The sequence below is a fragment of the Thermodesulfobacterium sp. TA1 genome, from assembly GCF_008630935.1.
Lineage (GTDB): Bacteria > Desulfobacterota > Thermodesulfobacteria > Thermodesulfobacteriales > Thermodesulfobacteriaceae > Thermodesulfobacterium.
Genome location: NZ_CP043908.1, coordinates 369,109 through 385,080 on the forward strand (window position 1 = coordinate 369,109; position 15,972 = coordinate 385,080).

Below are 15,972 nucleotides of genomic sequence, written 5' to 3' on the forward strand. Positions count from 1 at the left end.
GGAGGGATTTATGGGAAGAAAAAAGAAAAAAGAACAAGATGGGTTAGAAAAAGTTGAATTAGAAGAAAAAGAGTTAAACGAAGAAAGTTTAGAAGGTTATAAGTATGTAATAATTATAGGAGACGGGATGGGAGATTTTCCGGTAAAGGAGCTAGACTGGAAAACCCCCCTTGAGGTAGCCATTACTCCTGGAATGGATTTTATAGCTTCTTATGGGATGATAGGGTATTGTCAAACCGTTCCACCTGGAATGCATCCTGGTTCAGATGTAGCCATCATGGGGCTTTTAGGTTATCCTCCAGAGGAAAAGTATACAGGAAGAGGACCTATTGAAGCAGCCAGCCGTGGTATTATTCTTAAACCAGAAGACGTAGCCTATAGATGTAATCTCGTAACCCTTAAGCTTGAAGGAGATGAGCTTATCATGGAAGACTATTCTGCAGGGCATATTTCTACAGAAGAGGCTATAGAGTTGATTGAGGCAATCAACCGCAACCTATCTAACGAAAAGATAGAAATCGTCCCTGGTGTAAGTTATAGGCATATTTTAATTTGGAGAGGTGGCTCTGGAGGTCTTCATACCTATCCACCACATGACCTTTTAGGCAAAAACGTATGGTTTGCGTTTAATTCATATGACGAAGAACCGTTTTTGAAAGACTATATTTTAAAAGCCATAGAGATTTTAGAAAAACATCCTATAAATCAAAGAAGAAAGCTAGAAAATCTGCTCCCTGCTAATTCCATCTGGCCTTGGGGACAGGGTAGAACTCCTTCTTTAGAGCCGTTTGAGGAAAAATGGCAATTGAAAGGGGCGGTTATTTCAGCGGTAGATTTGATAAAAGGATTGGCTGTGCTTTCAGGTATGACAATTATAAATGTTCCAGGGGCTACAGGATATTTGGATACCAATTATGAAGGTAAAGTAGATTATGCCATAGAGGCATTAAAAGAACATGATTTTATAGTGATACATGTTGAGGCTCCTGATGAGGTTTCCCATGAAGGTTCTCTTGAAAAGAAGATTAAAGCCATTAATGAGTTTGACCGAAGGGTTGTGCGTTATTTTATGGAAAGGATTATAGAGATTACAGACAAATATAGAATACTTGTTTGTTGTGATCACCTAACCCCTATTTCTATCAGGACTCATTCATCAAAACCTGTGCCTTTTGCTATTTTTGATTCTGTAAAGGATAAAGAAAAGAAAAAAGAGGTGAAATTTTGTGAAAAAGAGGCCTATCGTTCGCCTAATTATATTAAAAGTGGACCAGAACTCCTTGAAGTGTTGCTTCAGAGGAAGCCACACTTAGTTTATCAAAAAGAGGAATAAAGGATGGAAGTTAAAAAAACCGATATTTTGATAGTAGGCACTGGTATTGCCGGATTAAGCTTAGGTTTAAAATTGAAGGATTTAGGACATATTACTGTGCTTGCTAAAAAACGGGTTTTTGAGACCGCAACCTCTCTCGCTCAGGGTGGGATTGCCTGCGTGATGGGAGAAGATGACAGCTTTGCCCTTCATATTCAAGATACCATGATAGCAGGTGACGGCATATGCAAAAGGGAAACAGTAGAACTGGTAGTTAGGTCTGCTCCAGAAAGGATAAAAGACCTAATCAACTGGGGTGTTTGTTTTGACCGAGACCCAGAAAATCCTCAAAAATATCATCTTACTTTAGAAGGGGGTCATTCAAGGAGACGTATTCTTCATGTAGGAGATTATACCGGAAGGGCTATAGAAAAAACCTTGCTGGAAAGGGTTTTTGAGGAAACCAATATCGAGATATTGGAAAACCATTTTGTGGTAAAGCTTCTTACTGAGGATGAAGAGAGAGGTTCTAAAGTAATAGGTGGATTAGTGCTTGACCTTAACCAATCTAAACCTTTGATGATATTGGCTAAAGTAATAGTGCTTTGCACCGGAGGGGTAGGTAAGGTTTATCTCTATACTAGCAATCCTGATACTTCAACCGGAGATGGTATCGCTATAGCCTATTCTTTAGGATGTAGGATAGCCAACATGGAGTTTATTCAATTTCATCCTACCTGTCTTTATCATCCTAAGGCCAAAAATTTTCTTATTTCAGAGGCTTTAAGGGGTGAAGGTGCAGTCCTTCTTAATGCTGAAGGAAAAAGGTTTATGCACAAATATGATCCTGTAAGAAAAGAGTTAGCTCCAAGAGATGTGGTTACCCGAGCCATAGACATGGAATTAAAAAAGACCGGAGCGGAGTGTGTTTATCTCGATATTACTCATTTACCTTCAGATTATATTAAAAAAAGATTTCCTTATATCTACGAAACCTGTTTGAAATATGGAATAGATATTACCTCTCAACCTATTCCTGTAGTGCCTGCTGCCCATTACCTTTGTGGAGGAATTTACACCAATCTTTGGGGACAGACTGATATACCTAATCTATTTGCTATAGGAGAATGTGCTTATACAGGCCTTCACGGAGCTAACAGATTAGCCTCTAATTCTCTTTTAGAAGGAATTTGTTTTGCACATCAGGCAAGTCTTAAAATAAGAGAACTTTGGCCTAATCTAAAAGAAAGTGCCCTTAATGTACCTAAAATTAAAGACCCCGTCATCAAAGAAATTAAAGAAGAGATGGTTTTTGTTTCCCATAACTGGGATTTGATAAGAAAAGTGATGTGGGATTTTGTAGGTATAGTAAGAAGCTTAAAAATGTTAGAATTTGCTAAAAAAAGACTTGAGTTTATCCAAAAGGAATTAGAGGAAAACTGGGGAGGTCTTTATTTAGACCTTGATGTAATGGAGTTGAAAAACCTATGTACCGTAGCTGAGATTATCGTAAAATCTGCCCAAAGACGTTTGGAATCGCGTGGCACACACTATTTGATAGACTATCCAGAAAAAAGGGTAGAATATTTGAAAGAAACAGTCTTTACAAAAGATGAATAAAAAATTTAAAAAACCGGTGAAAATTAGCTTTACAAAATGAAAAATTTTGATAAGATTAATTAAAAATTGAACTCTTAGGAGGTTAGGGTGAAGGTTATTTTTGACCCAGATATCCCAGAGGATTTTAAAGAGGATATTATAAAGGCGATAGAAGAGGAAAATATAGCAGACCTTTGTAAGGTCTGCGGTGGAGATACTCTTTATGTAGCTTTTTTAGAGGGCGTGTTAGATGTAAAATGTTATGAATGCGGCCATTCATATATAGAAATAGAACTTGCTGAGGAGTAATTTTATAGAAAAAAAGTCAATATATCTTTAAAAGGTATAGCTCCTGTTCTTATCAGAGAAAGTTGATTGTTTACCACAGAAACTACAGTAGAGGGAGCGTTAGTTTCTAAATATCCATAGTCTACTATAAAATCCAATCCTGAAAGTTGATCCATAACTTCTTCAGGAGAAGAACAGGCAGGTTGGTTTGAAAGGTTGGCGCTAGTTCCGGTAATAGGTTTGCCAAAGGCTTTAATGATGGCTTTTACTATTGGAGAAGAAGAAAGCCTTATACCGATAGTTCCTGTTCCAGCGGTTAAATAAGGAGAAAGATTTTTTTTAGCAGGGAAAACTATGGTTAAAGGTCCTGGCCAGAATTTTTCTATAAGTTTTTCTGCTATAGGTGGAATTTCTTCGACCAAAAAGTACAGTTGTTCTATATCTTCTATTAAAAGAAGAATAGGTTTTTTTTGCGGTCTTTTCTTTATCAAAAAAAGCTTTTCTAATGCTTTTTGGGAAAAGGGGTCTGCAGCCAATCCATAAAGGGTTTCTGTAGGTATTACACCTACATTATGCTTTTCTAAAAATATAGCTACCCTTTGGGCTATATCTTCTAAATTAGAAAGGTCTTTTTCAAGTTTAAGAAGCTGAGGAGGCATTTTTCTCTTTTAGCACGGGTTCAGCACTTTCTTCAGGAAAATAAAATTTTTTATAAAAAATAAGTCTTTTACAATGAGGACATTCATAATATCTATTGTCTCTTTGGATCTCGTTGTAGAGTTGCGGAGGAATAGCCATATAGCAACCTTCACATACATAGTTGTCAACAGGTGCTATCCCTAATCCTCCTTTTCTTTCCCTTAAAAGTTCATATTTTTTAAGAAGTCTTGACGGAATTTTTTTACTTAAACTTATCCGTTTTTCTAAGAGTTTTTCTTTATCTTGATTTAGTTGGCTACAGTAATCATCAAACTTTTGCTTTTCTTGGTTAAAAATATCTTCTACTTTAGTAAATTCTTCTTCAAGTTTGGCTTTTTCTTGCTCAAGCTTTTCTATTTCCTCCATCAGCTTTAAGAGTTCCTCTTCTTTTTGCTTGTTAGCTTTTTTAATTTCTTCTATTTCTCTTAAAAGCAGTTGGTATTCCCTAGTACCCCTTATCTGGACCAACCGTGCTTGAGTGCTTTTAAGTCTTTGGTATTCTTGTTTTAACTCTTCTTCAAAAAGATTTTTTTGTCTATTTTTTTCGTCTAAGAGGCTTTTAAGGTTTTCTATCTTGTTTAGTAACTGGTCTTTTTCTTTTTGAACTTTCTGAAGGCTTTGAGGAACCTCTTGAACAGCTTTTTCTATCTTAAGTATTTCTAAGTCTAAATTTTGAAGCTCTATCAATCGTAAGATTTCTTCTTGCATTTAACCTCCTCCGACAATATTTTATATGGACTTGGTTCCTTAAAGATTTCTATTTTGAGGTTAGTTTGTGAGGTGTTTATAAACTTAACAAGAACTTCTTTTAACCAATCAAGCACCAAACTTTCTGCTACTCCATGGTCGACTATGATAAAATTAAAACCCTCTTCCAACGAATCCTTAGCTGTATGATATTTTACATCTGAGGTTATCAGGGTGTTAATCCCTAAGGTTTTAAGCTCATCCTTTAAAAAGGCTCCAGAACCTCCACATACCCCAAAAGCCTTAATCGGGGTTTCTAAGTCTCCAACTACCATGACCCAGCTTTTAAGAGCCTTTCCTATTTTTTTAGCTAAGTCTTGCAGTTTAATAGATTTTTTTAAATATACAACCCTTCCGAGCCCAAAAACTTTTTGATTTTTTTCCTGTTCATAAATAAACCTGTCTCCTTTTAGGTTTAAAGCTTTTAGAAAAGCCTCTGAAACTCCTTCAGCTATCTTGTCTAAAGGGGTATGCCAAGAAATAAGGTTTATTTCTTTTTGAATTAATCGGTAAATAAGCCTACCTTTTAGGTCTTCCTTGATGATAGAGTTTAGCGGTTTAAAAATAAAAGGATGATGGCTTATGATAAGGTTGAGCCTGTTTTTTATAGCATAGTCTATAGCTTTTTCTGTAAGGTCTACTACTAACAAAACTCCCACGACATTAGCTTCAAAGGATCCAACTTGTAGGCCGTTATTATCTTGTGGTTCTGCTATGTAAATAGGAGCAATTTGATTTAGAAAGTTATAAAAATCTTTTGTTTTTAAAGACATATGAAATTTAAATTTTAATGGGCCCGCCAGGAATCGAACCTGGGACCTTCCGGTTATGAGCCGGTGGCTCTAACCATCTGAGCTACGGGCCCTTATTATAATAACAAAAATAATATAAATTATCTGTTTGTCAAGGTGTTAAAAAGGTGTTTTAATTTTATTTATTTACCTTTTAGAAAACGTTGAGTTATTTTATTTCTCGCATATTTTCTGGGGAAGCCACCTCAAACTCGTCGTTTTTTATTTCTGTTATGATATTTGTTTTAAGCAACATTTTGGAAAGAAATACCCCTAATTCAAAAAGCACATAAAGAGGAATAGCTAAAAGAGCCATGTTAAAAGCATCTGGGGTAGGGGTTATCATGGCAGAAATAACGGCTATTCCAAAAAAAACTTCTCTACGGTATCGGGTGATTTTATAAGGATTTAAAACCTTTATTATAGAAAAAAAGGCTAATACAAGAGGTAACTCAAAGATTAACCCAAAGGCAAGCACAAAGAAAGAAAAAAAATTAACAAAATGTCCTAAGGAAATGGAAGGTTCTATTTTTTCTGTGCGAAAGGAGAGTAAAAATTTTATCCCATATGGAAGGGTAATAAAGTAAGCAAACAAAGCCCCTAAGTAAAAGAGCCCTAAACCTAATAGATAGAATATCAAGAAAAACTTTTTTTTAAGGTTAAATACAAGGTTTAAGCCTCTAAGAAAAAGATAGAAAATCAAAGGAAAGCTAACGAGAAAAGTAAGGACTAAAGAGAATTTTAGGAAAGAAATTAGAGGTTCTGAAAGGCTATAAAAAACAAACTTTTGTCGGTAAAAGTGCTGAAGAAAGTTTAAAAGGTAAGGTGAGGCCCAAAAAAAACTTAAATAAAGTCCTAAAAACAGAAAGGTAATTAAAAAACCTCTTTTTTTCCAGTGGTGTAAAAAAAACTTGATAAACTTGGCTATTTTTTTAGCTGACATTAAAGTAGATGGTCTTTAACCCAGTTTACGGCATTTTTGAAAATTTCAAGCCCGGCAACCGCTAAGTTTTTTTCTCGGGTCCAACGAGGATGGTTGGTAAGGTGGTTAAATGCCTCTGGATGAGGCATAAGCCCAAAGATACGTCCTGTAGGGTCTGTTAACCCTGCTACTGCCTCAACCGCACCGTTAGGGTTGTAAGGATATTCTAAGGTAGGAATTTTAGTTTCAGGATGTATATACTGAAGGGCAATCAGCCCTTGAGACTTTATTTCTTTAAGTACTTCTATATTTTCAGGAATAAACTTGCCTTCGCCATGTCTTACCGGAAGATAAAGTTCGTCTAAACCTTTTAAAAAAACACAAGGAGTTTTTGGGTTTACTTTTAGGTAGACCCATCTGTCTTCAAACCTTCCAGAGTCATTATAAGTGAGGGTAACCTTTCTTTCTCCTAAATATTTTCCTCCTGGTAAAAGTCCCATCTTTACCAACAACTGAAACCCATTACATATTCCAAGGATAAGCCCACCTTTTTCTAAAAAGGCCATCAGTTTTTCCCAAAGATAGGTTTTATCTTTTAGTCTTAAATGTCTAAACCTGTGGGCACAGGCTTGGGCGCTTCCTAAATGATCTCCGTCTAAAAAACCTCCTGGAAAACAGATGATTTGATAGTCAAGAAGATTTTTTTCCCCGGAAAAAATCTCAGAAAGATGTACTATCTCCGGAGATCCGCCCACTAATTCAAACGCATGGTAGGTCTCTATTTCACAGTTTATTCCATAACCCCAAAGCACAAGCACTCTTGGTTTTTTCATAACCTTTACAAATCTCCTGAGTTAAGTTATAGTATTTCTAATTATATTTCAAAAATTTTTTTTTTCAAAAAGAGGCAACATGTTAAAGCTGAATAAAAAAATTTTTTTATTATTTTTACCCCTTTGTGGAATATTTTTAAGGTTAACCCCATTATATGGGGCTAATTTTAATCCTTTGCACCTTACAGTTTATTTAGAGATAAAACCTAATACCATAGTAGGTACTCTACAAACCTTCTTACAGGAAAAAAAAGTTTATACTTTTAGAACGAAATCTCTTATAATTAAAGAAGGAACCTTAGGCGAAAATTCTTTATCTCTTACCTCTCTTAAGGAAGGAGTTTTTAGCCTTTTATCCGAGAAACCAAACAGTCCTTTACTGTTATCCTTTGAACGTCCTGTTAATTTTATAGTAGTACCCTTTAACTTAGTAGAACAGTTTATCCCTTTACCTGAAGAACCTTTTACCTATGATATAGTTTTAAAGATACCTAAAAAATTGAGCTATTTTGCCTTTATTTTTTCAGAAGATTACAAAGTAAAAGAAGAAGGAGAATTTTGGATATATCAGTTTAAAAATTCAAAACCGATAAAATCTCCGGTTCTTATCCTTTCTAAAGAACCTATAAGCCCTTCGGTTTTAGTTTATAAAAACTTGAAGTTTTCTATTTGCTTCATAGACAATAAAAAATTTTTTTCTAAAGATGAACTTTCTTCTTGGTTCCAAAAGGTTAAAACTGAGTTAGGACTATTAGAGAAAAATTTTTCTGAGGTTTATCCCTTTTCTAATCTATGGGTTTTAGTAGGAAAGGAACAAAAAAACAAAATAGATTATGCCAATACCCTTTTGGTTGATTTTTCAAGTTTTAACTCCCCTTGGGATTTTGTTTCTTTATTAACCGAAAAACGTTTAAGAGATGGAATATTTTACGATGATGATCATAAGGTAAAGGGTCTTGTTTGGTTTTTGAGAGACTTAGCCAAAGGTAAAGAAGAGGAGCTTAGAAAAAAACTCCTTATTACTTCATCTTTAGATGGACAAAGTTTTTTTTATTTTTTAGAACTTAGCCAAAAAATAGGAGAAAAACCGTTTTTAAGTAGGTTAAAACATTTTTACGAAACCAAACTTTTTACTCCTCATACTTTTAAAGACCTTTTAGCCTATTTAAAGTCCTCTTTTCCAGAGGTTTTTATGTCGTTTCCAGAGTTTTCTCAATTTAAAAAACTCTACCTAAAGGGTGAGGTGGTATTCTTACAGCCTAAGGAAGGAGGATATGAGCTAACCTTAGCTTTTAGGAAGTCTAACTCTCCTTATACCCTTACTCAGAATGAAAGAGAAGTGGTGCTTAAGTTTTTAGTGGTTTGTAAGGACAATACCTATTCTTTTGAAAGAACCCTGCTAAGTCCTTATCAGATTTTTCAGGTATGGATTAAAGAAAGACCTGAAGAGGTATACTTAGACCCAAACTATAGTATATGGAGATATTTAGAAAAAAGAGAAGATTATGTGGCTTTAGAGAAGTTGTTAGAAATTCCAGGAATAGTGTTTTATCCAGAAGAAGAATTTCCTATTTATCAAAAAATAATAGAGGTTTTGAGAAACAAGGGATATAAGATATTACCGGTTAAAGATCCTGCTCAAGTGCCTATCGAGGAAGGTAAAAATGTAATTTATTTGCATAAATTTCCTTTATCTTGGATGGTAAAAGAGATAGATAAAGGATTTTATTTTAAATTATTTCCTTGCCCTTTTGAAAAAGAGGGTTTGGTAGGTTATTTTTTTTCTTCTTCTGCTAAGGAAACAGAGTTGGCTATCAACCTTTTGTTTAAATTAAGTTCTCTTTCTGAAGCCTATATAAAGTCAGGTAAAATAGTTTTTAAAAGGTCTTTAGGTTCACAAAAAGGCATATTAGTCCCTGTAAGGCTTAAACCTGCAGGTTATTATTCTAAGGCTAAGCTTAACACTTATGAGCTTGCGATCCAATTAATAAACACTCAGTTGATCTTAATAGGAGAGGAAAAACAAGATCCTTCCCCTGATTTTACCCAGTTTTATAAGGAATTTTTAGAAAATCTTCATCAGCTAAACGAAAATCTCATCATTACTTTAGATCTTCCTTTATCTTATCAAGTTTTAATAGACCAGTTTTTTGAAAATAAAATTTCTATCGATATTTTAGAGAAAGAATTATCCAAGGCAGGATCTGATGTAAACTTTAACAACTTAATTGAAGTTTTAAGGTTAGCTAAAACCAAAAAGATAAAGGTTTTAACCATAGGAGTAGAGGAAGGGCTTTTTCAGAAGGTGTTGACTAAAGGTCTTTTAAACCTTTCTCAAGAGGAAATTTCTAACCTGCCAGAAATGGACTTGATGAACCCCCTTTTTAAAACCTATCTTTACGAAAAATATCAACAAGAAAAAAAAGCCTTCCCTCCTTTTGAAAATTTTTATCAAGCCTATTTCTTAAAAAAAGAAGCCCTTACTGAAAATCTACTAAAGGTGTTAGATAAATATTCCCATTTTCAAATCATCCTTATTACTACTAAAGAGGTACTAAACAATATTTCTGGAATTACTCAAGGATTAGAAAAGAAAAACTTTTTTAACTTTAAAAAGATAATTCTTGATAACCAAAACAAATTATCAGCTGAAACAGGAGATTATTTTTTTAACGGGGGAGAGAGCATCCCCCGTTAAAAATTTTAAAAGACTTTTAAGTTTTATGCTTTAGAAGCGGCATCTTCTAATTTTTTACCAGGTTTGAACTTAACAATTTTTTTAGCAGGAATTTTGATAGGTTTGCCTGTTCTGGGGTTTCTACCTTCCCTTTCAGCTCTTTTAAGCACTTGAAACGTTCCAAAACCTACCAAAACTACTTTATCTCCTTTAGAAACGGCTTCTCCTACAGCCTCCATAAAAGCATCTAAGAGCTTTTCAGCAGTAGACTTGGGAACTTCTGCAAGCTCTGCCATCCTTTTTACTAATTCTGACTTATTCATAATTCCCTCCTTTAGAAGAATTTTCTTATTTTTCAATTTTATAAAAGATTATTCTTTATTTGTCAAGGGTAAAAACTAAGTTTTTTTAAGACTTTTTTAAGATTGACAGTTTTTACAAAAGGTGGTTCCTCTTTGATTGACTTTAATATATTGTAAGGTCTCCCCACAAATCGGGCATATTTGACCTTTTTTCCCATAAACCAGGTGCTCTTCTTGAAACCTACCTTTTTGCCCTTGGGCGTCTATATAGTCTTTAACCGAAGATCCTCTCAATTCTATAGCCCTATGTAAAAGGGCTTTGATGGTATGGTAAAGCCTGTTTAGCTCTTCTTTATTAAGGGAAGAGGCCTTTTTTAAAGGATGTATACCAGCCCTAAAAAGGGCTTCGTCTACGTAGATATTTCCAAGGCCTGAAATCTTAGTTTGGTCTAAAAGTAAAGTTTTTACTGGTTTTGAAGAATTTTTTAAAAGAAAACCAAAATTTTCTTGGTCTATTTCTAAGGCATCTTTTCCTAAAGTAGATATTTCTTTAGGAAGATGTTTTGGGTCAAAAACCTTTATTCTACCAAACTTTCTTATATCGAAATAACCTAATGTGTCTTTTTCAAAGTTTAAAGATAAACGTAAAAATTTAGGATTAATTTGAGTTTTACATCGGTTTAAAAGGATTAAACCTCCGGTTAATCCAAGATGCCATAGTAGATTCTTTTTTTCAAACACAAACCATAAATATTTTCCTTTTCTTTTTATATCTAAAAGTTTTTCTCCTTTTAAACTAAATAAATCTTCAAGTGAGATTTTTTTTACAAAATCAGGGTCTAAAACCTTTACTTCAACCAGTTTTTGGTTTGTTAAGGCTTTTTTTAATTGTTGTTTAATGGTTTCTACTTCAGGTAATTCAGGCATTTTTTATTCATTTTGATTAACATCAGAATGATCGGTTAAGTGATTAACCAGATGGTGTTTGTAAATTTCTATGATAGATAGAAAAAGGGCAAGGATAAGTGGCCCTAAAAAAAGCCCTAAAATCCCAAATTGAACAATTCCCCCAAGCACTGAAAAAAAGATAAGAAGATTATGTATTTTGGTTTTTCCTCCGATTAAAAATGGTTTTAAAAAGTTATCTAAGTTAGAAATGATAACTCCACAGAAAACTAAGAGAATTATTCCTTTTATATAGCTTCCGGTTAAAAACAGATATCCAACCAAAGGTCCCCAAATAAGAAAGGTCCCAAAGGCTGGTATAAAAGAGGCTAACATCGTAAGGATAGCCCAAAATAGGTTTTGAGGTATACCCAAAATAGAATAGATAAAAAAGGCTAAGATCCCTTGGATCAAGGCAGTTAAAACATTACCATACAGCACACCTTTTAAGATCAAACTTACCCTTTCTAACATTTTCTTTTTTTCTAAATCTTGTCCAGGGATAAGGTACAATATCTCTTTAATGACCTTCTCTCCATCTATCAAAAAATAGTGTAAAGTAAGGATAGTAAAAGCTGATTGAAACCCAATGGAAAATAAAAATTTGGCTAAGTTAGTTATCGAAAGAAATCCTGCTTGAACGATCGAAGAGATTAATTGGGTAAGCTTTTCTTGGATTTGAGGTAAGTAGGGTTGTATTTGATCCAAAATTTTAGTAAACAAAACATAGAGCTTGGGATATTTCTTAGTTTTTTCGATAAACTCATAAATACTTTGATGGGTAAAAGGTTTAAGCCAATCTAAAATCGAAAGAATTTGTTGATAAAGATTTAAGAGAACCACAGAAAGCGGGCCTATTACAAACAGCACTAAGAAAAAAAGGACTATAAAAGAAGATAAATTTTTTCTTTTGGTTTTTAGGTAGATTTTTTGGTAACAAGGATAGACAAAAAAAGCGATAATCCCAGCCCAGCAGATGATATAAAAAAGAGGAGTTAATAAATAGACAAATCCAAGGATGATAACAAAGGCTAAAAAGAAAGAAAGAAAAAATCCTATTTTAGGATAAAAGCTATTTTTAACGATTTTCATTTTAAAAAAATATAGCTTAGATTGTTTTTTTCTCAAGATCTTTTATGTTGTAAACTTAGAAATAGATATTATAATTAAGTTATGCCAATTTATGAGTTCAGGTGCGAAAATTGTGGTGAAATTTTTGAAAAATTGCAGAGGATGGATGAAGACTATCCGCCCTGTCCAAACTGTGGAAGTTTTGATGTGATGAAACTTCCTTCTATTTTTGGTTTTCAGGACAAAATAGCCCAAAAATCCCAGAGAGAGATTTCAATCTTGAAAAGAGCAAGAGATTATTTAATAGATGGTAAAATCGGAGAAGCCCGTCGTTTTTTAGAAAAAGCTAAAGAGTTTCATCCATCAGAAAGGATAAAGAAACTTTCTGATGTTCTTTCAGAAAGAAAAGCAGTAAAAAGTGTTTATGCAAGCCAGACCGAATATGTTATCACCAAAAAGAAGGAGAAAAGCTAATATGAGTAGAGACCAAGATGACTTTTTTTCAAACTTGATAACCTTTAGTACGTTTATTCTTTCTTTAAATACCGCAGCCCTTATTCATTTAGGAGAACTTCCAGACCCGATTACTAATAAAAAAGAAATTAATCTGCTTTTAGCTAAACAAACGATAGACACCATCGAAATGTTAAAAGAAAAAACTAAAGGCAACTTAACTCTTGATGAGGAACGCCTTCTAAATACTATTCTTTATGAACTTAAGCTAAAATTTTTAAAAGTTGCAGACTAAGGGATATAATTTTTATGAAAAAATATCTCTTTTTATCACCTGCTAAGCTAAACTTAGTTTTACAGGTATTAGGTCGCAGAGAAGATGGTTATCATAATATTTATACGATTTTTCAAAAAATAGACCTTTTTGATGAAATAGAAATTAAAAAAGGTGTCCCTGATTTTAGATTGGAATTTATAACCAAGGGAATTAACATTCCTCTTGAAGAAAATTTGGTTTACAAGGCCTATGTTAAATTTAAGCAGGCTTTTAACTTGAGAGAAAATCACCATATAACGATTAAAAAAACTATACCTATAGGTGCTGGTTTAGGGGGAGGAAGCAGTAATGCTGCTACTGTTTTGAAGGGGTTAGCTTATATTTATGGTATCGATCAGCAAACTCCGGTTTTATATGATATAGCTAAGGAGTTGGGGGCAGACGTACCTTTCTTTTTAAGTCCTTATGCTACAGCCTTAGGCGAAGGGATAGGAGAGGTTTTGACCCCTTATCCTACTTTTTCTGCATGGTATTTATTGATTTGTCCTGACTTTGAGATAAGTACTAAATGGGCGTATCAAAATTTAGGATTGACAAAATCCAAAAATCCTGTTTATTATTCTACCGAACATTCTCCCTGGAGACAGCCTCAGGGATTAATAAACGATTTTAAGGCCTTAGTTTTTGAGAAGTTCCCCTTTTTAAAGGAGCTTGAAGCCCAGCTTAAAGCCTGTGGCTGCTGTGCTGTGGGCCTTAGCGGCACAGGTCCTACAATTTTTGGAGTTTTTGAGAAAGAACTTCCTTTTTACGTTTATGAAGCTTTAAAGAAAAAGTTTAGAAAAGTAAGAGTTTTTTTAGTACAAAACTTGGAGTAGGTTAGGAGGAGAAAAAAGCTATGGGGGGCTATAATTTTAAAGGAATTTGTGTTTTATCTGGTAATGCTAACCCTGTATTAGCAGAAAAGATCTGTAGTTTTTTAGATATACCTTTGGGAAAGGCGGTGGTAAAACGTTTTAGTGACGGAGAGATATTTGTAGAAATAAAAGATAATATAAGAGGGGCAGATGTTTTTATCATTCAGCCTACTTGTCCTCCTGTAAATGAAAATTTGATGGAACTACTTATCATGATAGATGCTGCTCGCAGGGCTTCGGCCAGAAGGATTACTGCTGTGATTCCTTATTATGGTTATGCCAGGCAAGATAGGAAAACCGCTCCAAGGACACCCATTTCTGCTAAATTAGTAGCTAATTTGATAGTAGTAGCCGGTGCCAGAAGGGTTTTAACCGTTGACCTTCATGCCGGTCAAATCCAAGGTTTTTTTGACATCCCTGTGGATCATCTTTATGCCCTGCCAGTTTTTTTAAAACATATAAAAGAGAATTTTGCTGGAAAAGACCTGGTAATCGTTTCTCCAGATGCTGGAGGAGTGGAAAGGGCAAGAGAGTATGCCAAAAGGTTGGAGGCCTCCATCGCTATCATCGATAAAAGAAGAGAACGTCCAAACGAAAGTGCTGTAATGAATATCATCGGAGAGGTAAAAGATAAAGTAGCCATCATCGTCGATGATATGATAGACACAGCAGGCACTATGTGTCAAGCAGCTGATGCTATCAAGGAAAGAGGTGCTTTGGAGGTTTATGGAATGGCTACTCATCCTGTGCTTTCTGGAAAGGCTTTAGAAAGGATTTCTAACTCTTCTTTAAAAGCCCTTTGGGTAAGTGATACCATACCTTTAAGCGAAGAAGCAAAAGTTATAGAAAAGATACAAGTCCTTTCTTTGGCAGGTTTGTTAGCCGAGGCTATAAAAAGGATAAATACCGATGAGTCTATAAGCTCACTTTTTGTATAAAAAATGTCAATTAAAAGGAGGAGGAGATACAATGAGGCAGGTTAGTTTGTCCGCTTTGAAAAGAGACAAAACAGGTAAAGAGTGTGCCAAAAAGTTAAGAAAACAAGGTTTAATTCCCGCCGTAGTTTATGGCCACAATTTTAACCCCGTTTCTATTTCAGTTAAAGCTAATGAACTTGAAAGTATTTTACACAAATACAAAGGAGAAACTTTGCTTTTTAACTTGGAGGTTCAAAACGGAGAGGTTCAAAAGATACAAGCTATTTTAAAAGATTATCAACTTCATCCTGTTACCGATAAAATCATTCATCTTGATTTTGTAGCGATTAAGGAAGGTGAAAAAATAAGTATTGATGTACCATTAGAGTTTATCGGGCGTCCTGTAGGACTTACTAAAGGTGGTGTGCTTGAGGTTTTTATGCATACCATTACGGTAGAGTGTTTACCTTCTGACATTCCAGATAAAATTCAGATAGATATTTCTGGTTTAGATTTAGGAGATGTTTTACACGTGAAAGATATAAAAGTCCCTGATGGGGTAAAGATTTTAGACAACCCTGAGGAGACTGTTATTACTATAGTGGCTGAAGGTGCTGAGAAAGAAGAGGCTTCTTCAGAAGAAGCTTAATAATTTTGTGCGATGTGGCTTTTTTGTGGTTTAGGTAATCCCGGAGAGGAATATAAAGAAACGAGACATAATTTTGGATTTTTAGTTTTAGATGCCTTTGCTAAAAAGCATAGACTTAAGTTTGAGTTTTATAGAGATATGGAAAGTGAAGTAGCTTATTTTAAAGATAAAGCCATTTTAATTAAACCTCAGACATACATGAACCTCTCCGGTAGAGCGGTCAAGAAGTGGATGATAAAAGAACGAATACCTTTAAACAATCTGTTAGTAATCTATGATGACATGGACCTTCCCTTAGGAAAGATTAAGATTGCTCCTAAGGGTGGGGCTGGTGGGCATAAGGGGATGGTTTCGATCATAGAAGCTTTAGGATCCTCTGATTTTCCGAGGATGAAACTTGGGATAGGCAAACCAGACCATAAAGATACAGTAAAATTTGTTCTATCTCCTTTTAACGAAGAAGAAAAAGAGAAGGTTAAGAAGGTGATAGAGATAGCAGTCCTTGCTTTAGAAGACCTTATTTATAAAGATCTTCTAAAAACCATGACTATATATAATTCCCAAACAGCGATTTAA

18 protein-coding genes and 1 tRNA gene are annotated in these 15,972 nt (G+C 34.4%); 10 read left to right on the forward strand and 9 right to left on the reverse strand.

What is annotated here, in order from left to right; all coding sequences use genetic code 11:
* Positions 1–10: 10 nt before the first annotated feature.
* The 3 genes from F1847_RS01950 (at position 11) to F1847_RS01960 (ending at position 3,220) form a co-directional block, all read left to right on the forward strand.
* Positions 11–1,333 (forward strand): cofactor-independent phosphoglycerate mutase, encoded by a 1,323-nt coding sequence (locus F1847_RS01950; protein ID WP_150071428.1) that lies wholly within the window; start codon positions 11–13, stop codon positions 1,331–1,333.
* Positions 1,334–1,336: 3 nt separating this feature from the next.
* Positions 1,337–2,932, forward strand: coding sequence for an L-aspartate oxidase (nadB, locus tag F1847_RS01955; RefSeq protein WP_150071429.1), 1,596 nt, complete (start codon positions 1,337–1,339; stop codon positions 2,930–2,932).
* An 87-nt stretch (positions 2,933–3,019) separates the two neighbouring features.
* Positions 3,020–3,220, forward strand: coding sequence for a hypothetical protein (locus F1847_RS01960; protein WP_150071430.1), 201 nt, complete (start codon positions 3,020–3,022; stop codon positions 3,218–3,220).
* 2 nt (positions 3,221–3,222) lie between these two features.
* Here F1847_RS01960 and F1847_RS01965 read toward each other — a convergent pair whose 3' ends face one another.
* From F1847_RS01965 to F1847_RS01990, 6 genes are all read right to left on the reverse strand, one after another.
* The gene (locus tag F1847_RS01965) at positions 3,223–3,858 is read right to left on the reverse strand and encodes an L-threonylcarbamoyladenylate synthase (RefSeq protein ID WP_150071431.1); all 636 of its coding nucleotides are present in this window, start codon (positions 3,856–3,858) and stop codon (positions 3,223–3,225) included.
* On the reverse strand, positions 3,839–4,606 hold the full coding sequence (locus F1847_RS01970; protein WP_150071432.1) for a zinc ribbon domain-containing protein: 768 nt from the start codon (positions 4,604–4,606) through the stop codon (positions 3,839–3,841). The genes F1847_RS01965 and F1847_RS01970 overlap by 20 nt, the downstream gene beginning before the upstream one ends.
* Positions 4,582–5,418: a Nif3-like dinuclear metal center hexameric protein gene (locus F1847_RS01975; protein ID WP_150071433.1), complete on the reverse strand. Its 837-nt coding sequence runs from the start codon at positions 5,416–5,418 to the stop codon at positions 4,582–4,584. Before F1847_RS01975 ends, F1847_RS01970 begins: the two co-directional genes overlap by 25 nt.
* A gap of 18 nt (positions 5,419–5,436) precedes the next feature.
* Positions 5,437–5,510: transfer RNA gene (locus F1847_RS01980), tRNA-Ile, on the reverse strand.
* Between the two features lie 95 nt (positions 5,511–5,605).
* Positions 5,606–6,379, reverse strand: a complete 774-nt coding sequence (locus F1847_RS01985) for a twin-arginine translocase subunit TatC (RefSeq protein ID WP_150071434.1) — start codon at positions 6,377–6,379, stop codon at positions 5,606–5,608.
* Entirely contained in the window at positions 6,379–7,191 is an 813-nt protein-coding gene (locus tag F1847_RS01990; RefSeq protein ID WP_150071435.1) for a phosphoribosylformylglycinamidine synthase subunit PurQ, read from the reverse strand. Before F1847_RS01990 ends, F1847_RS01985 begins: the two co-directional genes overlap by 1 nt.
* Before the next feature lie 79 nt (positions 7,192–7,270).
* On the opposite strand from F1847_RS01990, the gene F1847_RS01995 reads away from it, so the two are divergent.
* Complete coding sequence (locus F1847_RS01995; RefSeq protein ID WP_150071436.1) at positions 7,271–9,889, forward strand: ChaN family lipoprotein; 2,619 nt, start codon at positions 7,271–7,273, stop codon at positions 9,887–9,889.
* Positions 9,890–9,912: 23 nt separating this feature from the next.
* On the opposite strand, the gene F1847_RS02000 is transcribed toward F1847_RS01995, so the two are convergent.
* The 3 genes from F1847_RS02000 to F1847_RS02010 all read right to left on the reverse strand — a co-directional run bounded on the left by F1847_RS02000 (position 9,913) and on the right by F1847_RS02010 (position 12,207).
* Positions 9,913–10,191: an HU family DNA-binding protein gene (locus F1847_RS02000; protein WP_150071437.1), complete on the reverse strand. Its 279-nt coding sequence runs from the start codon at positions 10,189–10,191 to the stop codon at positions 9,913–9,915.
* A gap of 96 nt (positions 10,192–10,287) precedes the next feature.
* Positions 10,288–11,097, reverse strand: a complete 810-nt coding sequence (gene mutM, locus F1847_RS02005) for a DNA-formamidopyrimidine glycosylase (protein WP_150071438.1) — start codon at positions 11,095–11,097, stop codon at positions 10,288–10,290.
* Between the two features lie 3 nt (positions 11,098–11,100).
* Positions 11,101–12,207 (reverse strand): AI-2E family transporter, encoded by a 1,107-nt coding sequence (locus F1847_RS02010; protein ID WP_150071439.1) that lies wholly within the window; start codon positions 12,205–12,207, stop codon positions 11,101–11,103.
* A gap of 81 nt (positions 12,208–12,288) precedes the next feature.
* Here F1847_RS02010 and F1847_RS02015 point away from each other — a divergent pair, with 81 nt between their 5' ends.
* The 6 genes from F1847_RS02015 to pth are packed head-to-tail and all read left to right on the forward strand — an operon-like array spanning position 12,289 to position 15,972.
* Complete coding sequence (locus F1847_RS02015) at positions 12,289–12,660, forward strand: zinc ribbon domain-containing protein (RefSeq protein ID WP_150071440.1); 372 nt, start codon at positions 12,289–12,291, stop codon at positions 12,658–12,660.
* 1 nt (position 12,661) lies between these two features.
* Entirely contained in the window at positions 12,662–12,934 is a 273-nt protein-coding gene (locus tag F1847_RS02020; RefSeq protein WP_150071441.1) for a DUF1844 domain-containing protein, read from the forward strand.
* Between the two features lie 14 nt (positions 12,935–12,948).
* On the forward strand, positions 12,949–13,791 hold the full coding sequence (gene ispE / locus F1847_RS02025; RefSeq protein ID WP_150071442.1) for a 4-(cytidine 5'-diphospho)-2-C-methyl-D-erythritol kinase: 843 nt from the start codon (positions 12,949–12,951) through the stop codon (positions 13,789–13,791).
* Positions 13,792–13,811: 20 nt separating this feature from the next.
* Positions 13,812–14,768: a ribose-phosphate pyrophosphokinase gene (locus tag F1847_RS02030; RefSeq protein ID WP_150071443.1), complete on the forward strand. Its 957-nt coding sequence runs from the start codon at positions 13,812–13,814 to the stop codon at positions 14,766–14,768.
* A gap of 31 nt (positions 14,769–14,799) precedes the next feature.
* A complete protein-coding gene (locus F1847_RS02035; protein WP_150071444.1) occupies positions 14,800–15,396 on the forward strand; it encodes a 50S ribosomal protein L25/general stress protein Ctc in 597 nt (198 codons plus the stop codon).
* A gap of 12 nt (positions 15,397–15,408) precedes the next feature.
* On the forward strand, positions 15,409–15,972 hold the full coding sequence (gene pth, locus F1847_RS02040; RefSeq protein WP_150071445.1) for an aminoacyl-tRNA hydrolase: 564 nt from the start codon (positions 15,409–15,411) through the stop codon (positions 15,970–15,972).

Coding starts and splice junctions, on each gene's coding strand:
- F1847_RS01950 (WP_150071428.1), top strand. CDS start 11: ATGGGAAGAAAAAAGAAAAAAGAACAAGATGGGTTAGAAAAAGTTGAA.
- nadB (WP_150071429.1), top strand. CDS start 1,337: ATGGAAGTTAAAAAAACCGATATTTTGATAGTAGGCACTGGTATTGCC.
- F1847_RS01965 (WP_150071431.1), bottom strand. CDS start 3,858: ATGCCTCCTCAGCTTCTTAAACTTGAAAAAGACCTTTCTAATTTAGAA.
- F1847_RS01970 (WP_150071432.1), bottom strand. CDS start 4,606: ATGCAAGAAGAAATCTTACGATTGATAGAGCTTCAAAATTTAGACTTA.
- F1847_RS01975 (WP_150071433.1), bottom strand. CDS start 5,418: ATGTCTTTAAAAACAAAAGATTTTTATAACTTTCTAAATCAAATTGCT.
- F1847_RS01985 (WP_150071434.1), bottom strand. CDS start 6,379: ATGTCAGCTAAAAAAATAGCCAAGTTTATCAAGTTTTTTTTACACCAC.
- F1847_RS01990 (WP_150071435.1), bottom strand. CDS start 7,191: ATGAAAAAACCAAGAGTGCTTGTGCTTTGGGGTTATGGAATAAACTGT.
- F1847_RS01995 (WP_150071436.1), top strand. CDS start 7,271: ATGTTAAAGCTGAATAAAAAAATTTTTTTATTATTTTTACCCCTTTGT.
- F1847_RS02000 (WP_150071437.1), bottom strand. CDS start 10,191: ATGAATAAGTCAGAATTAGTAAAAAGGATGGCAGAGCTTGCAGAAGTT.
- mutM (WP_150071438.1), bottom strand. CDS start 11,097: ATGCCTGAATTACCTGAAGTAGAAACCATTAAACAACAATTAAAAAAA.
- F1847_RS02010 (WP_150071439.1), bottom strand. CDS start 12,207: ATGAAAATCGTTAAAAATAGCTTTTATCCTAAAATAGGATTTTTTCTT.
- F1847_RS02015 (WP_150071440.1), top strand. CDS start 12,289: ATGCCAATTTATGAGTTCAGGTGCGAAAATTGTGGTGAAATTTTTGAA.
- F1847_RS02020 (WP_150071441.1), top strand. CDS start 12,662: ATGAGTAGAGACCAAGATGACTTTTTTTCAAACTTGATAACCTTTAGT.
- ispE (WP_150071442.1), top strand. CDS start 12,949: ATGAAAAAATATCTCTTTTTATCACCTGCTAAGCTAAACTTAGTTTTA.
- F1847_RS02030 (WP_150071443.1), top strand. CDS start 13,812: ATGGGGGGCTATAATTTTAAAGGAATTTGTGTTTTATCTGGTAATGCT.
- F1847_RS02035 (WP_150071444.1), top strand. CDS start 14,800: ATGAGGCAGGTTAGTTTGTCCGCTTTGAAAAGAGACAAAACAGGTAAA.
- pth (WP_150071445.1), top strand. CDS start 15,409: ATGTGGCTTTTTTGTGGTTTAGGTAATCCCGGAGAGGAATATAAAGAA.